Consider the following 18741-nt stretch of genomic DNA (forward strand, 5'->3'; position numbering starts at 1 on the left):
CGGCTATGAGTGCTCTGACTTCACCGAAAACCTATGCCGCGCTTGGTGCTTTTCATGCCGTCGACGCGGTGTTGTGCGCGGTCCAGGTGGCGCCCATCAAGAAGGCGTTGGATACCGTCGGTCTTCCGGAAAACGTCCGCCCTGTGTTGCCGGTGGTCAAGACGGCCGCCGCCGTCGGGCTGCTGTCGGTGAGCCGGTTCCCCGGGCTGGCCCGGCTGACGACGGCGCTGCTGACGCTGTATTTCACCCTGGCCGTCGGCGCGCACATCCGGGTCCGGGACACGGTGGCCAACGCTCTTCCGGCGGTGACGTTCCTGGCGCTGTTCGCGGCGATGACGGCGAAGGGCCCGGACACGGCATAGCCTCGGCGTCGGTCAATGTCGAGCAAGCGAACGGCCTGGCTCGCTGCGGGGATCGCGGCGCTGCTGGGGGTCGTCGTGGCCGCCGTTGTAGCTATTGTCGTGGCGGCGACGGCCGCGCTGCCCAAACTCGTGACGACGCTGACGCAGCCGTTATCGCGTCCCCCAGCCACGCGCTCCGAGCAAGCGGTGCTGCCCTTCGGCAGCCTGCGCCTGTCGACCGGTAGCAACGGCGCGGACGTCGCCGTCGACCCCGCGGGCACGGTCTACGTGGCCGACGGGCGCAACGGGCGGATCCTCAAACTCGCCATCGGCGCGGCCGAGCCCACCCCGCTGCCCTTTCCCGGCCTGGACAATCCGAACGGTGTGGCGGTCGACCCGTCGGGTGCCGTCTACGGCATCCAGAGCGATTACCACGGCAGTCGGCTGGCCAAGCTGTCGCCGGGAGCGCCGGCGGCGGTCGCCCTGCCGGGCACCAAGGCGATCAACGCGCAGATGGCTGTCGACTCCGCCGGGGCGGTCTATGTGGCCGGCCTGAAGTCGGTGGCCCGGCTTGCGCCCAACGGCGACGGTTTCGCGGAGTTGCCGCTGCCGAACGGCTTTCCGCAGTCCATCGCGATGGACTCCGCCGGTACGGTCTACGTCCTGGCGATGGATGAGGGCAGCACGTCGCAGGACCGCGTCTATCGCATCCAGAAGCTCACGGCGGGGGCCGGCAGCTACACCGACATGACACCCGCCGGCCTGCACTCGCAGGGGATGCATGCGCTGGCGCTCGGCCCGCAGGGGGTGATCTACCTGACCGAGACGAACCGGGTGTCCCGGCTTGCCCCGGGAGCCGTCGCTGCGGTGGAAGTGCCGTTCGTCGATCTGATGGGTCCGCATGGGATTGCGGTCGGCCCGGAAGGCAGCGTCTACGTCACCGACATCGTCGGCGGGGGCCGGGTGCTGAAGCTACGGCCCTGACCTCTACGCCGTCTGCTCGGTGAAGGAGGAATGTCGGGCTAGACGAGGCGCAGCTCGACCATGGGCAGCGGCGTGCCGGTGTCGGTGATCGGGGCGCCCAGCGTCTCCTCGAGCACCGGCTTGAACTGCTCCCAGGCTTTGGCGTGGCGTGCGCGGTACGTGGCCAGCGCGCGGTCGGCCTCGCCTTGGTCGAGCACGCGGGCGGTAGCCTCGGCCGGCGCGCGGCTGCCGGCGTAGACGCGTACCCGCGGGTTGGCCTGGATGTTGCGGAACCACTGAGCTTTGTGCCCGAAGCCCGACGCCACGACATAGGTGCCGGGGCTGTCGTGGGTAATGACCTCCAGCACCGCGTATCGCGGCTCGCCGGACTTTCGGCCGATGTGTTCCAGCATCAGGATCCGTGAGCCGAACAGCGCGCCGGCGCGGGCCTTGTAGATCCAGATCGGCGCCCGCACCAGGCGGCGCGCGCGCAGCAGCCGGCCACAAAGTTTGGCGACGCGCGACATGTGACCTCCCTTCGGCCCGGTTACCCCGAGGCGCACCAACCATGCGCCGAGCAGACGCAAAAGCACCCATTCCGGCACGGAAATGGGTGCTTTTGCGTCTGGTCGCGAGGGTTACCTAGGCGCCGAAGGTCCCGGCGTCGGCGATACCGGCGACTGGCCGGGCGGGGGAGGCGGCGCAGCCGGGCCGCCCGGTCCGCCGGGCCCGCCAGGTCCACCCGGCCCCTGGCCCCACGGCGGAGGCCCGCCGGGGAACGGCGGCCGGGGCCCGTGCGGACCGCCCATGCCCGGACCGCCCATGCCGGGTCCGCCATGCGGCCCTGCCATCGGCGGCCCGCCTGGCGGAAAGCCGAAGTGCGACGTCCCCGGCCCGAACCCCGGCGGCGGTGGCGGGGGAGGCGGTCCGAAGCCAAAGAAGAAGATGAACAGCGAAGCCACCGCGGTGAACATGGCTCCTAGGATCCCGCCGGCCACGCCGGCGCCAATCACGACGCCGGTGGAGTGCCGACGTTTCGGCTTGGCGGGCGGGTCGGCCACGGCTGGCGCTGCCGCCGCGGGCGGTTCGGTACCGGTGTTGATGTTCTCGGAGGTCATGTGACTCCTCATGTCGTCGTGTTGTCGGTAACCGCGACGTTAGGAGCGCTACTTGAAGCGAATCTGAAGATTCAGGGATGGGGCAGTGGCGGTGGCAGGACCGTCGTGACGGAGACGGACGGCGACGGTGGCAGGTAGCTGACCAGCGGCGTCGACATCGGCGCCGGATACGGCGGCGGGGGCAGCTCGACGCGGACCTTCCACGTCGGGCCGGTGACAGCGAAAATCGACAGCGCGCCGATCGCCACACCCCCGAGCGCGGCGCCGATCACCACGCCCAGCGAATAGCGCCGAGCCGAAGCGGCCGGCGGTGCCGGATTACGCGTGCTTTCGGTGGCCATGTGACTCCTCGGCTCGGAAATGGATCGGCAGAACTCTTGTGCATGAGCGTGCTTAAGCCTGATCTCAGATCCGCGCGTTAACAATGGGGGCCATGAGCGAATGTTCGCGTGCGGCACGTCGCAGCGATCAATTCAGTGTCGGGGCGCCGCGGGTGCTGGTGGTCGAGGACTCCGAGACCATCCGGGAGATGGTCAGTGAGGCGCTCGGTGACGCCGGCTATCACACCGACACCCGTTGCGACGGAGCAGAATTGGAAGACGCGCTGGAGGGGCTGCGGCCGGACCTGGTGGTGCTCGACGTGATGCTGCCGGGTCGGGACGGCTTCGCGCTGATCGACGTCATCCGCGAATGGGGAGACGTCGGCATCGTGATGATCACCGCCCGCGACGGGTTGCCGGACCGGCTGCGAGGCCTGGACAGCGGCGCCGACGACTACGTGGTCAAGCCCTTCGAGCTCGCCGAACTCGTGTCGCGGGTCGGCGCGGTGCTGCGCCGGCGGGGACGACTGTCTCAGGTGGTCCAGATGGGCGACCTGGTCCTCGACGTCGAGGCCGGTGTCGCTTCGCGGGACGGACACCGGCTGGACCTCACGGCCACGGAGCTGCGGCTGCTGGAATTCCTGGTCGCGCAGCGCGGCCGGATCGTCAGCGCGACCCAGATCCTCAATGCTGTCTGGGGGTATGACGCCTACGACCCCAACCTGGTGCAGGTGCACGTCAGCGGGCTGCGGCGCAAACTCGAGGCCCACGGGCCGCGGATCCTGCAGACCGTCCGCGGCATCGGTTACCGCCTGCAACCGCAACGCTCGTGACCGCCGATCCCGTGACCCCGACGCCGTCGCTGCAACGCCGGGTCACCGTGATTGTGGTGGCGTTGCTGGCGGTCCTGCTGATGGTGCTGGGGGTCACCATCGACGTGGCGCTGGGCGTGCAGGCACGCCGAAATCTGCACGACCGGCTGCTGGCGGCGACGTCGCGCGCCGACGCGCTGGCGGCGACGCACACCGCCCCGGAGCTGCTGGCGGCCGAACTCAACGGCGGCAGCGTGCGGGCGCTGTTGGTCACCGCGGACGGAATGACCTACGGCGATCCCCGGATCAGCCCCGACACCACCGCGGGGCCGACGGTCGAGCTGCTGCCCGGGCCGCCGCCGTTCCCCCCGGGCCGGCCGCCCGGGCCGCCCGGCGGACCGCCACCCCTGCCTCGGCCGCCACCGCCGCCGCCACCCCCGCCGGCCCTGCGGGATGCGACTGCGACGGTCCTGGTGCACCCGTTGCCGGATGGCGCCCGCGTAATCCTGGTCGCCGACACCAGCCAAACCACGCAGGTGGCCCGTCAACTGCGGCAGCTGATGATCGGCGCGGGCCTGGCCACCCTGGTGCTCGCCGCGCTGCTGATGGTGGCCGTCAGCCGGGCGGCGCTTCGGCCGCTGAACCGGCTGACCGCGCTGGCCGGCGACATCACCACCGGCGACCGCGGGCGGCGACTGCGCCCGGAGCGCACCGACACCGAACTTGGCCGCGCGGCCAGCGCGTTCGACGGCATGCTGGACGCGCTGGAGACCTCCGAGCGACGGGCCCAGCAGGCCGCCGACGCCGCGCGGCGTGCCGAGGCGGCGACCCGACGCTTCCTCGGCGACGCCGCGCACGAATTGCGCACGCCGATCGCCGGCATCCAGGCGGCGGCCGAACAGCTCGCCAGCACCGCCGGCCAACGCGACGACGACGAGGCGCGCGCTCAGTACCGGCGGGCCAGCCTGCTGCTGTCCGACGCGCGCCGGGCGGGGCGGCTGGTAGGCGACATGCTGGACCTCAGCCGCATCGACGCCGGACACGTGTTGGACCTGCACGACACCGACCTCGCCGTCGTCGTCGGCGCGGAAGCCGACCGGGCCGCCATGCTGGCGCCGCAGGTCGCCGTGACGCGCGCCGGGCTGACGGAGCTCAAGACGAGGGCCGATCCCACCCGGGTGGCGCAGATCCTGTCCAACCTGCTCGACAACGCCCGCCGCTACACCCCCGCCGGCGGATCCATCACCGTCGAGCTGAGGTGTAGCGGCGACCTAGCTGAGGTGACGGTGACCGACACGGGCCCGGGGATTCCCAACGACGACCGCGACCGCATCTTCGAGCGACTCGTGCGCCTGGACGCCGGACGCGACCGGGACCATGGCGGCGCCGGGCTGGGCTTGCCGATCGCTCGGGCGCTGGCCCGGGCCCACGGCGGGGAACTGGTCTGCCTGCCGCACGAGGGCGGCGCGCAGTTCCGGCTGAGTCTGCCGGTGACCGCCTAGCTGCCGCCGCCACCGCCCGCGCCGCTCGAGCCACCGTCACCGCCGTTGCCCCCGGTCGCACCGGCGGGGCCGCTGCCGGGGCTGCCGACGCCGCCGTTCACGCCGGTGCCGCCGGAACCGCCGTTGGTGCCGGTGCCGCCGTGGCCGCCGAACCCGCCGTGGCCGCCCCCGGCGCCGGATCCGCCGGTGCCGGCGAGTCCGTCGCCGCCGCTGCCGCCTTGACCCCCACCGCCGCCACTTCCGCCGCCGCCGCCCACGTAACCGGAGTTGAGGGTGGAGTTGCCGCCGTCGCCGCCCACGCCGCCTGCGCCGCCAGCACCCGCGTTTCCGCCGCTGGCCCCGGCGTTGGTGGCTTTGCCGCCGTTTCCGCCGTTGCCGCCGGTGCCGCCGCTGCCTCCGGCGCCCGGACCGTGGAGGGCTCCGTTGCCGCCGTTGCCGTCGCCGCCCATGCCACCGACGCCGCCCACTCCGCCGGTGCCGCCGGTGTTGCTGGCGACGCCGTGGTTGCTGGCGCCGCCGTTGCCGCCGTTGCCGCCCGCTCCGCCCGTGCCGCCATTCACCGTCTGCGGCAAATTGCTGGCGGCCGTCCCGCCTTGGCCGCCGTCGCCGCCGGTCCCGCCGTTGCCGCCGGTTTCGGCGAGGTCGCCGGTGCCCCCATTGCCGCCGTTGCCGCCGTTACCGCCGGCCCCGCCGGTGACGGCGGTGTTGGGGGTGCCCAGGTTGACGTGGCCGCCGGAGTTGCCGCCGTCCCCGCCGCCGCCGCCGGTTCCGCCGTGTCCGCCGATGGCGCTGAGGTAGGTGCCGCCGCTGCCGGCCGTGCCGGCGTCGCCGCCGTTGCCGCCCGCTCCGCCGGCGCCGCCACTGAGGACGCCGGCATTGCCGCCGTTCCCGCCGTCGCCGCCGATCCCGCCCGCGCCGCTGGCGCCGTCCGTGCCGCCGGCAAACGAGTTGCCGCCCTTGCCGCCGTGGCCGCCGCTACCACCCTTGCCGCCGGCGTCGCCGTTCGAGGTCGTCGAGGCGGAGTCGTTGCCGTCGGTGCCGGCGCCGCCATGTCCGCCGGTGCCGCCGGCGCCGCCCGTGCCGGCGGTCGGGCCGGTGCCGGCATCGCCGCCGTTGCCGCCGTCGCCGCCGACGCCGCCCGCCGGGGCGGTGCTGCCGCCGGTACCGGGGTCGGCCCCGCCGTGGCCGCCCGTGCCGCCGGCGCCGCCCTTACCGCCGTCGCCGCCGGTTCCGTCGGTTCCGCCGGTACCGGCCGCTCCACCGGACCCGCCGTCGCCGCCGTGGCCGCCGGTGCCGCCGACATTTCCGGCCGCGCCCGTGGCGCCGGCCCCGCCGTGGCCGCCGGCGCCGCCCGTTCCGCCGCTGCCGTTCATGCCGGCGGTGAGGCCGCTGCCGGCGCTGTTGCCGCCGGCCCCGCCGTTGCCGCCGTCACCCCCGGCGTGGCCGGTGGCGCCGGTAGTGCCCGTGGCGTCTGCGCCCGCAGCGCCCGCACCGCCCGTTCCGCCGTTGCCGCCGTTGCCGTAGGCGCCGGCGAGACCTTGGGTTCCACCGGTGCCGGCCGCCCCGCCGGCACCCGCACCGCCGCCGGCGCCGCCGGTCCCGCCGTCACCGCCGCCGCTGCCGGCGTCCGCGGCACCACTGGCGCCGGTGCCGCCCGTGCCGCCGTTGCCGCCGGTCCCGCCATTGCCGTTGGTGCCATTGGCGATGGTGTTGCCGCCGGCACCGCCGCTGCCGCCCGTCCCACCCGTGCCTCCGGCGAATTCGCCTGCCGTCGCGGGTGTGCCGCCGGTGCCGCCGGTGCCGCCCGCGCCCCCGTTGCCGCCGGTATTCACCGCGAGTCCGCCGGTGCTGGCCCCGCCCGCTCCACCGGTACCGCCGGTTCCACCCGGACCGCCGGGGATCGTGTACCCACTTTCGGGGTCGCCGCCGTTGCCGCCGGTACCGCCGGCACCCCCGTTGCCTGCGGTCTCGGCGAGGTCGCCGATGCCGCCCTTCCCGCCGTGGCCGCCGTTGCCGCCGTCGCCGCCTGGGTTGCCCGCGTTGTTATAAGACCCTTCGTTGTTGGGTTTGCCACCTGCGCCACCGTTGCCGCCATCACCGCCGGCGCCGCCGGCAGGACTCAACACGGTGCCGCCGGTGCCGGCCGTTCCGGCGTCGCCGCCGTTGCCGCCGTTGCCGCCGTTGAAGCCGAAGCCGAAGGCGTTTGCGGGGGCTGCGCCGGCGTTGCCGCCGTTGCCGCCGTTGCCGCCTGCCCCGCTGGCGCCGTCAGCGCCGCCGACGCCAGAGTTGCCGCCGTTACCCCCGCTGCCGCCGTTGCCGCCGTTGGCGCCGTAGGGGAAGGGTCCAAATACGCCGCCGTTACCGCCATTGCCCCCGCTGCCGCCGCTGCCGCCGTTGCCGAAGGTGGCGCCCGCACCAGCGTCGCCGCCGTTGCCGCCCACGCCACCCGCACCGCCGAGTGGGTTCTTGTTGTCGACGACGCCGTCCCCGCCCGAACCCCCGCTGCCACCGTTTCCGCCGGTGCCGCCGTTGCCGCCGGTTCCGTTGCCGGCGTCGCCCCCCTGTCCGCCGTTCCCGCCGGCGCCGCCGCGGTCGCCGGCGCTGCCCCTGCCGCTGCTATTGGTGTCACCAGCGCCGTTGCTGCCGTTGGCGCCGTTTCCGCCGTTGCCGCCGTTGCCTCCGACGCCGCTGTGGCCCGCGACCGCGCCGGTGCCGGCCGTGCCTGCGGCACCGCCGTTGCCGCCGTCGCCACCGGCCTGGGCGGTGGCCCCGCCGCTGCCCGTGTCGGGTCCGCCGTTGCCGCCGTTTCCGCCGTTGCCGCCGTTGCCGGCCGCGCCGCCCCTTCCGTCGGTTGCGCCCGGTCCGCCGGCCGCGCCGCCTGTGCCGCCGTTGCCGCCGTGGCCGCCGTCGCCGCCCTTGAACGCGGCGGCGCCGGGACCACCGTTGCTGCCGCTTCCGCCGTTACCGCCCTGACCACCGGCACCGCCCACGCCGCCGTTGCCCGCGCTGCCGCCGCTGCCGATGGTGCCTGCGGCGCCGCCGGCACCGCCCTGTCCGCCGTTACCGCCGTTGCCGCCGGCGGCGCCGTCGCCGTCGGCGATGTCGTTGCGGCCATTGAGGCCATTAAGTCCGTTGCCGCCGTCGCCGCCGGGCCCGCCTTTTCCGCCGTCGCCGTTAGTTCCGTCGGGTCCGCCGCTGCTGCCGCCCTGTCCGCCGGCGCCGCCCTGTCCACCGGCAGCGCCGTCGATGCCAGAGCGGCCGCCCCCGCCACCCCCGCCGCCGTCGCCGCCCGCGCCACCGGCGCCCGAATGACCCGTCGCGCCGTGTGTGCCGAGCAGGCCACCGGTCCCCCCGGCCCCACCGGAACCGCCATTGCCGCCACTGCCGCCCGCACCGCCCACCGCGCCGTCGGTGCTCGCGCTGCCGGCACCGTCCGCGCCGTGCCCGCCGGCACCACCACTGCCGCCGGCGCCGCCTTGCCCGCCCGTGCTGAACAGCCCGTGGCTGACGCCCCCGACGCCGCCCACTCCTCCTGTGCCGCCCGTCCCGCCGCTGCCGCCGCCCTGTCCCGTCGCGCCCGCAGCACCCGCCCCGCCGGCCCCGCCCTGGCCGGCGGGCCCGCCGCCCAGCAGCCCGTTGTTGCCGCCGGCGCCGCCGTTGCCCCCGTTGCCGCCGGCGCTGACGGCGTCGCCGCCGGTGCCACCGTTGCCGCCGCGACCGAACAGCCCGGCCGACCCGCCGTTGCCGCCGTTGCCGCCGGGTGCGCCAGCCCCGCCGTGGCCGCCGTTGCCGACCAGCCAGCCGCCGTCGCCGCCGGTCCCGCCGCCGGGTGCTCCGTCGGCCCCGTTGCCGATCAGCGCACGGCCCGTCAGGAGCTGCGAGGGCGCGTTGACGACGCCCAGCACATCCTGTTCCAGGGTCCGCAGCGGCGAGGTGTTGGCCGCTTCCGCCAGGGCGTAGGCGTCCGCACCGCCGCGCAGGATCTGCACGAAGTGGTCGTGAAAACCCGCCGCCCGTACGCCGAGAGCCTGGTAGTCCGCGGCGTAGCGGCCGAACAACCTCGCGATCGCCGCCGACACCTCGTCACCGGCCGCGGCCGCCAATTCCGTCGTCGACGCCGCCGATGCGGCGTTGGCCGCCCTGACCGCTTCGCCTATTCCGGCGACATTCGCCGATACCGCCGCCAGCGCCCCGGGCACGGCAATCACAAAGGAGGACACTTAGCGGCTCCTATCGAGAGGGATGGTACCGGGAAAATGCGCAGAGCTCCGCAATCGATGTCACGCAGGACGGATTGTTATCTTGCGGAATTAATCATTTCCGGAGGTTTCGATTATCTGCGGTCGGGCACGCCCTCGGCTGTCTTGCGGGTTTCCAATCATCAAGGCACTCAAGGCTAAATCCAGGACACCCGCTCTGACAAGCCACCGGAAAGAGAATTGTTCAATTGGGCTGTCGTCTGGCGATGTGGCCCCGCCGAATTTAGCTTCGGTAAATTCATCACTGCGGGTGTATTTGAAACGCAATACCTTGAATTCGTAAAGTGAACTCACGCCCGCGACCGCGCTTATAAAGCTGGGCGCGCCTATATATTCAGCAGCGAACCCACTCGGCGCATACCGCGCGCCCAGCCGGCCAGAGATTCTCGACAAGCAGATCCAGTTTCCCTGTGCGGGAACGTGTTCTCTCCATGTGGGCGGGGTTGCAGCGTCGGCTCGATGGGTGCCGAAACCGGCGATGCGGCCGGGCGCATTGCCAGCCTCGGTGTCTGGGTGGCCCCGACCGACGAGGGTTGCCCGCCCGACCAGGCCGCCGACGCCGGCACGGGAAAAAATTCATCACTTCGTACATTCCGGCGGCCGAGTTGCGCGCTACCGGTGCCGCCGAAGTACAGCCGTGGCGGGCGCGCCGATCGCGACGTCAGGGCGTGACGGCAGGCTCGGGCTCGCGCGTCTCGTGCCGCTCGGGAACCTTGCGCGACGGCCTGGGGTGCTGCTGGCGGTAGTGGCGGATCTCGTAGACCAGCCCGGCCAGCCCCAGCGCGGCGGTGCACACCGACACCAGGATCAGCAGCGGGCTGACGTCACCGGTGAGCGCGTCGCCCAGGATGACCACCGCGGCGGTGCCGGGCAGCATTCCGGCCAGCGTCGCCGCCGCGAAGGGCAGCGTTCGGATGGCCGACGCGCCGGCGGCGTAGTTGAGCACCGAGAAGGGCACGGCGGGAATCAGCCGCAGCGACAGGACGGCCTGCCAGCCGCGGGCGCGCAGGCGTTCGTTGAGCCGATCGATCGCTTGGTAGTGGGTCAACCGATCCAGGCGCCACCCGGCGGCCCGGACCAGCAGCAGCGCGATCACCGCGCTGGCGGTGCTGGCGACCACGGCGATCGAGACGCCCAGCAGCGGACCGAACAGCAGACCGGCGGACAGGGTGAACGCGGTGCGCGGGACCGGGACCACGGTCGCGACCACGTGCGCGCCCAGAAACGCCAGCGGGAACCACGGCCCCACCGACTGCGCCCAGTCGCGCATCTCCACGGCCGTGGGCAGCTTCACCAACAGCGCCACCGCGACCAGGATTGTGATAACGGCCACTGTCGCCGCAACCCGTACCGGCGACAGCTGACGCGCGGCCACGCCGACACCACTGGCAAGACTGCGCAGGGTATCGGTGATTTTGGAGGTGGCGGAGGCCGTCACGGGGTCCAGGGTACGGGCCACAGGTGAATAACTCCTTTCCCGCGGTCGGCGTTTCAGCACCGGCTTGCTGCTTTTTCGCGGCCCGCTCCATCACTTAGCCTTATTAGTAAGTGGCCTTCCTGAACAAACCCGAAGAAATCGCTGCGTATTGCTGCGGAAACAGGAGCAGTCGGTGTCCATTGACGTACCCGAACTCGCGAACTTAGAACAGGTTCGCGTTCGCTGGCGCAGCGCCGTCGCCGGCGTGCTGTCGAAGAGCACCCACAAAGACCCCGCTGAGCTGGGCGACAACCCTGAGCAGCGGCTGGACACGCCGACGTATGACGGGTTCTCCATCAGGCCGCTCTACACCGCGTTCGACGAGCTGCCCGAGCCGCCGTTGCCAGGGGAATGGCCATTCGTGCGGGGCGGCGACGCATCGCGCGACGTCAAGTCCGGCTGGAAGGTGGCTGAAGCTTTCCCCGCGCCCGGCACGGAGCCCGCCGACGCCAACGGCGCGCTGCTGTCCGCGCTCGGCGAGGGCGTGAGCGCGCTGTTGCTGCGGGTGGGGGAGTCCGGCGTGGCGCCGTCCGGGCTCGCGGCGCTACTCGACGGTGTGTACCTGAGCATGGCCCCGGTGATTCTCGACGCGGGCTCCGACTACGTGGCGGCCGCCGACGTCATGCTCGCCCTGGCGGACCGGGTGGACGCGGACCAGCGCGCCCTCGTGTCCATCGACCTGGGCGCTGATCCGCTCACCGCCACGCTCAGCGACCGCAATGCTCCGCCCGTCGACGACGTCGTCGCCGTCGCGCGGAAAGGGGCGCGCACCCAGGGCGTGCGCGCGATCACCGTCGACGGGCCCGCTTTCCACAACCTCGGCGCCACCGCGGCCTGGGAGCTGGCGGCCACGATCGCCGCGGCGGTGGCGTACCTGCGGGTGCTCACCGAATCGGGGCTGTCGGTCGACGCGGCCCTCAAGCAGATCAGCTTCCGGCTCGCCGCCGACGACGACCAGTTCATGACGCTGGCCAAGATGCGTGCCGTGCGCCAGCTGTGGGCGCGGGTCGCCGAGGTGAGCGGGGAGCCCGACGGGGGCGCGGCCGTCGTGCACGCGGAGACGTCGCTGCCGATGATGACCCAGCGCGACCCCTGGGTGAACATGCTGCGCTGCACGCTGGCGGCGTTCGGCGCCGGGGTGGGCGGCGCCGACACGGTGCTGGTGTACGCGTTCGACGTGGCCATCCCCGGCGGCTGGCCCGGCACCGCGACCAGCTTCGCCCGCAGGATCGCCCGCAACACCCAGCTGCTGCTGCTGGAAGAGTCGCACGTCGGGCGGGTGCTGGATCCCGCTGGCGGCTCGTGGTTCGTCGAGGACCTCACCCGGCAGCTGGCTGAGCAGGCCTGGGCGCATTTCCAGTCCATCGAGGCCAACGGCGGCTTCGTCGACGCGCATGACTACCTCAAGGCCCGCCTCGACGAGCTGGCGGCGCGCCGCGCCGACGACATCGCGCATCGCCGCATCGCCATCACCGGCGTCAACGAATTTCCCAACCTGGGCGAAGCGCCGCTGCCGCAGGGAGATTCGCTGGGACGCGCCGGGCACGTGGTGCGCTACGCCGCCCAGTTCGAGGCACTGCGGGATCGCTCGGACGCCTACTTGGCCGAACATGAGAAGCGACCGCAGGTGCTGCTGCTGCCGTTGGGGCCGCTGGCCGAGCACAACATCCGCACCACGTTCGCGACCAACCTGTTGGCGTCGGGCGGCATCGAGGCCGTCAACCCGGGACCTGTCGACGCCCAAACCGTCGCCGACGCAGGATCGTTCAAGGTGGCGGTGATCTGCGGCACCGACAAGCGCTACGCCGAGGAGGTCGACGCCGTGGTCCAGGCGGCGCGCCGCGCCGGGGTCGAGCGGGTATACCTGGCGGGCCCCGAGAAGGCGGTGGGCGATGCCGAGCACCTTCCCGACGAGTTCCTGACCGCGAAAATCAATGCGGTCGAGGCGCTTTCGGATCTGTTGACCAGGTTGGGGGCGTAAATGACGGCCACGGTTCCCGCGATCGGCAACTTCGCCGACGTCCCACTGCACGGTGACAGGCAAGTACCGAAACCCACCGAAGCCCAGGTGGAGGAGCACGTCGCGGCCGCCGCGAAGGCGCACTGGTACACCCCCGAGGAGCTGCTGTGGCAGACCCCGGAGGGCATCGACGTCAAGCCGGTCTACATCGCCGAGGACCGCCGCGCCGCCGAGCAGGACGGCTACCCGGTCAACAGCTTCCCCGGTGAGCCGCCGTTCGTGCGCGGGCCCTACCCGACGATGTATGTCAACCAGCCGTGGACCATCCGGCAGTACGCCGGGTTCTCCACCGCCGCGGAGTCCAACGCGTTCTACCGCCGCAACCTGGCCGCCGGGCAGAAGGGCCTGTCGGTGGCCTTCGACCTGGCCACCCACCGGGGCTACGACTCCGACCATCCCCGCGTCCAGGGCGATGTAGGAATGGCCGGTGTGGCAATCGATTCCATCCTCGACATGCGACAACTGTTCGACGGCATCGACCTGTCGACGGTGTCGGTGTCGATGACCATGAACGGCGCCGTGCTGCCGATCCTGGCGCTGTATGTGGTTGCGGCCGAAGAGCAGGGCGTGCCGCCGGAGAAGCTGGCCGGGACCATCCAGAACGACATCCTCAAAGAGTTTATGGTCCGCAACACCTACATCTATCCGCCCAAGCCGTCCATGCGGATCATCTCCGACATCTTCGCCTACACCAGCGCCAAGATGCCGAAGTTCAACTCGATATCGATCTCCGGCTACCACATCCAAGAGGCCGGTGCCACAGCGGATTTGGAGCTGGCCTACACGCTGGCCGACGGAGTCGAGTACATCAAGGCGGGCCTGGACGCGGGCCTGGACATCGACAAGTTCGCGCCGCGGCTGTCCTTCTTCTGGGGCATCGGGATGAACTTCTTCATGGAGGTCGCCAAGTTGAGGGCGGGTCGGCTGCTGTGGAGCGAGCTGGTCGCCAAGTTCGACCCGAAGAACGCCAAATCACTGTCGCTGCGCACACATTCGCAGACTTCCGGCTGGTCGCTGACGGCGCAGGACGTGTTCAACAACGTGGCGCGCACCTGTGTCGAGGCCATGGCCGCGACGCAGGGCCACACCCAGTCGCTGCACACCAACGCCCTGGACGAGGCGCTGGCACTGCCCACCGACTTCTCCGCCCGCATCGCCCGCAACACCCAGTTGGTGCTGCAGCAGGAGTCCGGCACCACCCGGCCGATCGATCCCTGGGCGGGCTCTTACTACGTGGAGTGGCTCACCCACCAACTGGCCGCGCGCGCTCGTGCCCATATCGATGAGGTCGCCGAACACGGCGGGATGGCCCAGGCGATCGGCGAGGGAATCCCCAAGCTGCGCATCGAAGAAGCGGCCGCACGCACCCAGGCCCGCATCGACTCCGGCCAGCAGCCGGTGATCGGGGTGAACAAGTACCAGGTCGAAGAGGACCAAGAGATTGAGGTGCTCAAGGTCGAGAACAGCCGGGTGCGCGCCGAGCAGCTGGCCAAACTCGACGAATTGCGGGCCAGCCGCGACAAGGCTGCCGTCGAGGCCGCCCTGGCGGAGCTGTCCCGCGCCGCGGCCGCACATGGGCGCGCCGGGGAGGATGGGCTGGGCAACAACCTGCTGGCGCTGGCCATCAACGCCGCCCGGGCCAAGGCCACCGTCGGCGAGATCTCCGACGCGCTGGAGAAGGTGTACGGGCGTCATCAGGCGGAGATCCGTACCATCGCCGGGGTCTACCGTGACGAAGTCGGAAAGGCCTCCAACATCGCAAGCGCCATCGAGTTGGTCGAGAAGTTCGCCGAGGCCGACGGGCGGCGGCCCAGGATCCTGATCGCCAAGATGGGCCAGGACGGCCACGACCGCGGCCAGAAGGTGATCGCGACGGCGTTCGCCGACATCGGGTTCGACGTCGACGTCGGGGCGCTGTTCTCCACGCCCGAGGAGGTGGCCCGTCAAGCCGCAGACAACGACGTGCACGTGGTGGGCGTGTCGTCACTGGCCGCGGGGCACCTGACGCTGGTCCCGGCGCTGCGCGACGCGCTGGCCGAGGTCGGCCGCCCCGACATCATGATCGTGGTCGGCGGCGTCATCCCGCCCGGAGATTTCGCCGAGCTCTACGAGGCCGGCGCCGCCGCCATCTACCCGCCCGGCACCGTGATCGCCGACTCCGCGATCGGCCTGCTGAACAAGCTGGCCGACCGGCTGGGCTACGACCTGGGCTAGTGGCCGGAGTGACCTCTGAGAGCAACGGCAGCGTCGAGGCGTTGGCCAAAGCCGTCCGCGCCGGCGACCGCGCCGCGCTGCCCCGGGCCATCACGCTGCTGGAATCCACCAGGCGCGACCACCGTGAGCGGGCGCAACAGCTGCTGCTGGAGCTGACGCCGGATTCCGGGAACGCCCGTCGCGTCGGCATCACCGGGGTCCCGGGGGTGGGTAAGTCCACCGCGATCGACGCGCTCGGCATGTATCTGATCGAGCAGGGGCACCGCGTCGCGGTGCTGGCCGTGGACCCGTCGTCGACCCGCACCGGTGGGTCGATCCTGGGGGACAAGACCCGGATGGGCCGGCTGGCGGTGCAACCGGACGCCTACATCAGGCCCTCGCCGACGTCGGGAACGTTGGGCGGCGTGGCAAAGGCCACCAGGGAAACGGTTGTCCTGTTGGAGGCCGCCGGGTTTGACGTGATCCTGATCGAGACCGTCGGCGTCGGGCAGTCCGAGGTGGCGGTGGCCAACATGGTCGACACGTTCGTGCTGCTGACCCTGGCCCGCACCGGCGATCAGTTGCAGGGCATCAAGAAGGGCGTGCTGGAGCTGGCCGACATCGTGGTGGTGAACAAGGCCGACGGCAAGCACCTGACTGAGGCACGATCGGCCGCCCGCGAGCTCTCGTCGGCGCTGCGGCTGATCTATCCACGCGAAACACTATGGCGGCCACCGGTTCTCACCATGAGCGCCATCGAGGGGACCGGCCTCTCGGAGCTGTGGGAGACCGTCGAGCGGCACCACCAGGTGCTCACCGACGCCGGCGAGTTCGAAAACCGCCGCCGGGCCCAGCAGGTCGACTGGACCTGGCAGATGGTCCGCGACAGCGTGCTGGACCGGCTGCTGGCCAACCCGGAGGTGCGCAAGATCCGCGCCGACGTCGAGAGCCGGGTCAGGGCGGGGGAGCTGACGCCCGCCCTAGCAGCCCAGCAAATCCTCGATGCCTCAGCTCGCTAACGGATAGGTAAATTAATTAGGGTTTGCGCTTGCTCGGTGTGAAAGTTAAGTAAATTTAGTCATGTGACAGCGGATTCCAGAGTCGATCTCCGCGCGGTCCCTAACCACGATGGTGCTGACGCAAGCCATCGTGTGTCCGGCGCGGCTGACTCACATTTTTCTTGCGTCGTTCGCGCATTTGCCAGCATGTTTCCCGCCCGCCGGTTCGGTGGCGGGGCGCTGGCCGTCTACGTCGACGGTCTGCCCGTCGTCGACGTGTGGACCGGGTGGGCTGACCGGCACGGGAACGTGCCCTGGACGGCGGATACCGCCCCGATGGTGTTCTCTGCGACCAAGGGCATGGCCTCGACGGTCATCCATCGGCTCGCCGACCGCGGGCTGGTCGAGTACGACGCTCCGGTTGCTGAGTATTGGCCGGAGTTCGGGGCCAACGGCAAGTCGACCATGACGGTGCGTGACGTGATGCGACACACCGCCGGTCTGTCGGGCCTGCGCGGCGCCACCCAGGAGCACCTGCTGGACCACCTTGTCATGGAGACTCGGCTTGCTGAGGCCGCCCCGGGACGCCTGCTCGGCAAACAGGCCTACCACGCCCTGACCTACGGCTGGTTGATGTCGGGATTGGCGCGGGCGGTCACCGGGAAGAGCATGCGCACGCTGTTCCGTGAGGAGCTCGCCGCGCCGCTTGGCACCGACGGCTTCCACCTCGGCCGGCCGCCGGCCGAGGCGCCCACCCGGGCCGCGGAGACCATCATGCCGCAGAACATCGTCTCCAACCGGCTGGTGAACTGCGTGACCAACCGGGTTGCCAACCGTTTCCTCGGCGTGTACCGGTCGATGTACTTCCCCGGCGTGATGGCCTCCGTGCAGGGCCAAATGGCGATGTTGGACGCGGAGATGCCCGCGGCCAACGGCGTCGCGACGGCCCGCGCGCTGGCGCGGATGTACGGCGCTATCGCCAACCACGGCGTGATCGACGGCACCCAGTACCTGTCCCGGGAGCTCGTCGCGGGCCTCACCGGGCGCCGCAGCCTGCGCCCGGACTCAAACCTGGGCGTGCCCTTGAGCTTCCACCTCGGCTACCACTCGGTGCCCTTCGCGCTGCCGGGCTTCGGCCACGTCGGCCTGGGCGGTTCGCTCGGCTGGGCGGATCCGGCGACCGGCGTGGCCTTCGGGTTCGTGCACAACCGGCTGTTGTCGCCGTTTGTGCTGACCGACCACGTCGGCATGGTCGGCCTCGGCACCCTGCTGCGCAGCGCCGCGGAGAAGGTCAAGAAACGCGGCTTCGATCCGGTGACCGAGTACGGCGCGCCCTACGCCGAGCCGGGGGCCGTCGCCGGCTGACCGATCCGGGGGTACGAATCTTCCAGGCGAAAGCCGACTTTCGTCGTCGCCTGGTAGCGCGCGGATGACAACACGCCTTTTTCGTTGTGTGTCTTCGATTTTCGTTTCGTGTCCGAATCTGGAACGTGTCTGTTGGTTGGGCGATGAAGGCTGCCCAAGCGCGCTACGATCTGCGCCTGAAAGGGGTTTTCCAGCGTAGCGGTTCGTCGTCGATGTCGTCGTCGGTGGAGGTGCGGATTGTCGTTCGTGTTCGCGAAGCCGGACCTACTGGCCACGGCCGCTGCCGATTTGGAGAATCTCGGTTCGGCGGTCCGTCAAGCGAATGCCGCGGCGGCGACGCAAACGACGAGCCTGGCGGTCGCCGCCGAAGACGAAGTATCCAAGGCCATTGCGGCGCTGTTCGGAACGTACGGCGGAGAGTTTCAGGCCGTCGGCGCAAAGGCGGTCGAGTTCCAAGAATGGTTTGCTCACGCGTTGGCCGGCGGCGCCCGGTCGTACCTGACCGCCGACAGCGCGAGCGCGGCTTCTCTGTTGCAAACCGCGCAGCAGGAGCTGCTGGCCGCGATCAATACACCCACGGAGGAGCTACTGGGGCGCCCGCTGGTCGGCAACGGCGCCGCCGGGGGAGCAGGGCAGGACGGCAGCCCCGGCGGGTTGCTGTTTGGCAACGGCGGGGCCGGGGGGGACGGCACCGCGTCACATCCCGACGGTGGCAACGGCGGTTCTGCCGGACTGATCGGCAACGGCGGAGCCGGCGGCAACGGCTACGGCACCGGCACGGGCGGCCGCGGCGGCAACGGCGGGCTGCTGGCCGGCAATAATGGAACACCCGGTACCGGAGGGGTTACCGGGGGCGGCGGCAATGTCGCACTGATCATGGGCGGCAGCGGGACCGCGGGTGGCAGCGAGTCCTCCGGGGTGCCGTCCGAGTGGTTCTTCAACGGTGTGATCAGCCGGTACATCGATCCCCTGTTTCCGGGATTCAGCCACATAGCGTTGGCAACGCCTGAACAGTCCTGGCCGAACACCGGGCTGCTCGATTTGAGTCTCAACGACTCCGTCGCCCAGGGCCTCACCAAGCTGAACACCGCCATCACGCAGACGTACGCCGGACAGAACATCGCCGTCCTCGGCTACTCCCAAAGCGCCACGATCGCGACCCTGGAGATGAAGGCGCTTCAAGCGTCCGGAACGGTCGATCCCGCGTCCCTGCACTTCGTGTTGCTCGGTAATCCCAATAACCCCAATGGCGGTATCTTCGTGCGGCAGTCCGGGCTTTCGAACCTCCCGAGCTACTACGTGCCGACCCCGGCGGACACTCCGTACGCCACCGACATCTACACGATCCAGTACGACGGCTTCGCCGACTTCCC

General features: G+C 71.2%; 13 protein-coding genes and 1 pseudogene. 9 read left to right on the forward strand and 5 right to left on the reverse strand.

Features of this window, described 5'->3' with window-relative positions; genetic code table 11:
* Window positions 1-5: 5 nt before the first annotated feature.
* Window positions 6-362, forward strand: a complete 357-nt coding sequence (locus tag AC5Y5V_RS08765; protein ID WP_499932891.1) for a DoxX family protein — start codon at window positions 6-8, stop codon at window positions 360-362.
* A 15-nt stretch (window positions 363-377) separates the two neighbouring features.
* Entirely contained in the window at window positions 378-1325 is a 948-nt protein-coding gene (locus AC5Y5V_RS08770) for an NHL repeat-containing protein (RefSeq protein WP_499932893.1), read from the forward strand.
* A 38-nt stretch (window positions 1326-1363) separates the two neighbouring features.
* Here the strand turns inward: AC5Y5V_RS08770 and AC5Y5V_RS08775 are convergent, their stop codons facing one another.
* The 3 genes from AC5Y5V_RS08775 to AC5Y5V_RS08785 form a co-directional block, all read right to left on the reverse strand.
* Window positions 1364-1831, reverse strand: a complete 468-nt coding sequence (locus AC5Y5V_RS08775; RefSeq protein ID WP_499932896.1) for a nitroreductase family deazaflavin-dependent oxidoreductase — start codon at window positions 1829-1831, stop codon at window positions 1364-1366.
* A gap of 111 nt (window positions 1832-1942) precedes the next feature.
* Window positions 1943-2422, reverse strand: coding sequence for a hypothetical protein (locus AC5Y5V_RS08780; protein ID WP_499932900.1), 480 nt, complete (start codon window positions 2420-2422; stop codon window positions 1943-1945).
* A gap of 71 nt (window positions 2423-2493) precedes the next feature.
* The gene (locus AC5Y5V_RS08785) at window positions 2494-2763 is read right to left on the reverse strand and encodes a hypothetical protein (protein WP_499932903.1); all 270 of its coding nucleotides are present in this window, start codon (window positions 2761-2763) and stop codon (window positions 2494-2496) included.
* Between the two features lie 83 nt (window positions 2764-2846).
* On the opposite strand from AC5Y5V_RS08785, the gene AC5Y5V_RS08790 reads away from it, so the two are divergent.
* Together AC5Y5V_RS08790 and AC5Y5V_RS08795 are read left to right on the forward strand one after the other, a co-directional pair.
* Entirely contained in the window at window positions 2847-3575 is a 729-nt protein-coding gene (locus tag AC5Y5V_RS08790) for a response regulator transcription factor (protein WP_499932906.1), read from the forward strand.
* Window positions 3572-5056, forward strand: coding sequence for a sensor histidine kinase (locus AC5Y5V_RS08795; RefSeq protein ID WP_499932908.1), 1485 nt, complete (start codon window positions 3572-3574; stop codon window positions 5054-5056). The genes AC5Y5V_RS08790 and AC5Y5V_RS08795 overlap by 4 nt, the downstream gene beginning before the upstream one ends.
* Here AC5Y5V_RS08795 and AC5Y5V_RS08800 read toward each other — a convergent pair.
* Together AC5Y5V_RS08800 and AC5Y5V_RS08805 are read right to left on the reverse strand one after the other, a co-directional pair.
* Complete coding sequence (locus AC5Y5V_RS08800) at window positions 5053-9276, reverse strand: PE family protein (protein ID WP_499932911.1); 4224 nt, start codon at window positions 9274-9276, stop codon at window positions 5053-5055. The genes AC5Y5V_RS08795 and AC5Y5V_RS08800 overlap by 4 nt on opposite strands.
* A 700-nt stretch (window positions 9277-9976) precedes the next feature.
* Complete coding sequence (locus AC5Y5V_RS08805; RefSeq protein WP_499932914.1) at window positions 9977-10753, reverse strand: TVP38/TMEM64 family protein; 777 nt, start codon at window positions 10751-10753, stop codon at window positions 9977-9979.
* 172 nt (window positions 10754-10925) lie between these two features.
* Here AC5Y5V_RS08805 and mutA point away from each other — a divergent pair, with 172 nt between their 5' ends.
* From mutA to AC5Y5V_RS08830, 5 genes and pseudogenes are all read left to right on the forward strand, one after another.
* Window positions 10926-12773, forward strand: a complete 1848-nt coding sequence (mutA, locus tag AC5Y5V_RS08810) for a methylmalonyl-CoA mutase small subunit (RefSeq protein ID WP_499932916.1) — start codon at window positions 10926-10928, stop codon at window positions 12771-12773.
* A complete protein-coding gene (gene scpA / locus AC5Y5V_RS08815) occupies window positions 12774-15026 on the forward strand; it encodes a methylmalonyl-CoA mutase (protein WP_499932919.1) in 2253 nt (750 codons plus the stop codon).
* 8 nt (window positions 15027-15034) lie between these two features.
* Window positions 15035-16035, forward strand: a pseudogene (gene meaB / locus AC5Y5V_RS08820) (methylmalonyl Co-A mutase-associated GTPase MeaB).
* Between the two features lie 52 nt (window positions 16036-16087).
* Window positions 16088-17368 (forward strand): esterase/beta-lactamase LipL, encoded by a 1281-nt coding sequence (gene lipL / locus AC5Y5V_RS08825; RefSeq protein WP_499932922.1) that lies wholly within the window; start codon window positions 16088-16090, stop codon window positions 17366-17368.
* Window positions 17369-17614: 246 nt separating this feature from the next.
* A partial coding sequence (locus AC5Y5V_RS08830; protein ID WP_499932980.1) for a PE-PPE domain-containing protein occupies window positions 17615-18741 on the forward strand: 1127 nt, incomplete at its 3' end.

The organism is Mycobacterium sp. NGS68, from assembly GCF_059812195.1.

Excerpts from the sequence above, each read along its gene's own strand:
- AC5Y5V_RS08765 (WP_499932891.1), top strand. The coding sequence starts at position 6 with ATGAGTGCTCTGACTTCACCGAAAACCTATGCCGCGCTTGGTGCTTTT.
- AC5Y5V_RS08770 (WP_499932893.1), top strand. The coding sequence starts at position 378 with ATGTCGAGCAAGCGAACGGCCTGGCTCGCTGCGGGGATCGCGGCGCTG.
- AC5Y5V_RS08775 (WP_499932896.1), bottom strand. The coding sequence starts at position 1,831 with ATGTCGCGCGTCGCCAAACTTTGTGGCCGGCTGCTGCGCGCGCGCCGC.
- AC5Y5V_RS08780 (WP_499932900.1), bottom strand. The coding sequence starts at position 2,422 with ATGACCTCCGAGAACATCAACACCGGTACCGAACCGCCCGCGGCGGCA.
- AC5Y5V_RS08785 (WP_499932903.1), bottom strand. The coding sequence starts at position 2,763 with ATGGCCACCGAAAGCACGCGTAATCCGGCACCGCCGGCCGCTTCGGCT.
- AC5Y5V_RS08790 (WP_499932906.1), top strand. The coding sequence starts at position 2,847 with ATGGGGGCCATGAGCGAATGTTCGCGTGCGGCACGTCGCAGCGATCAA.
- scpA (WP_499932919.1), top strand. The coding sequence starts at position 12,774 with ATGACGGCCACGGTTCCCGCGATCGGCAACTTCGCCGACGTCCCACTG.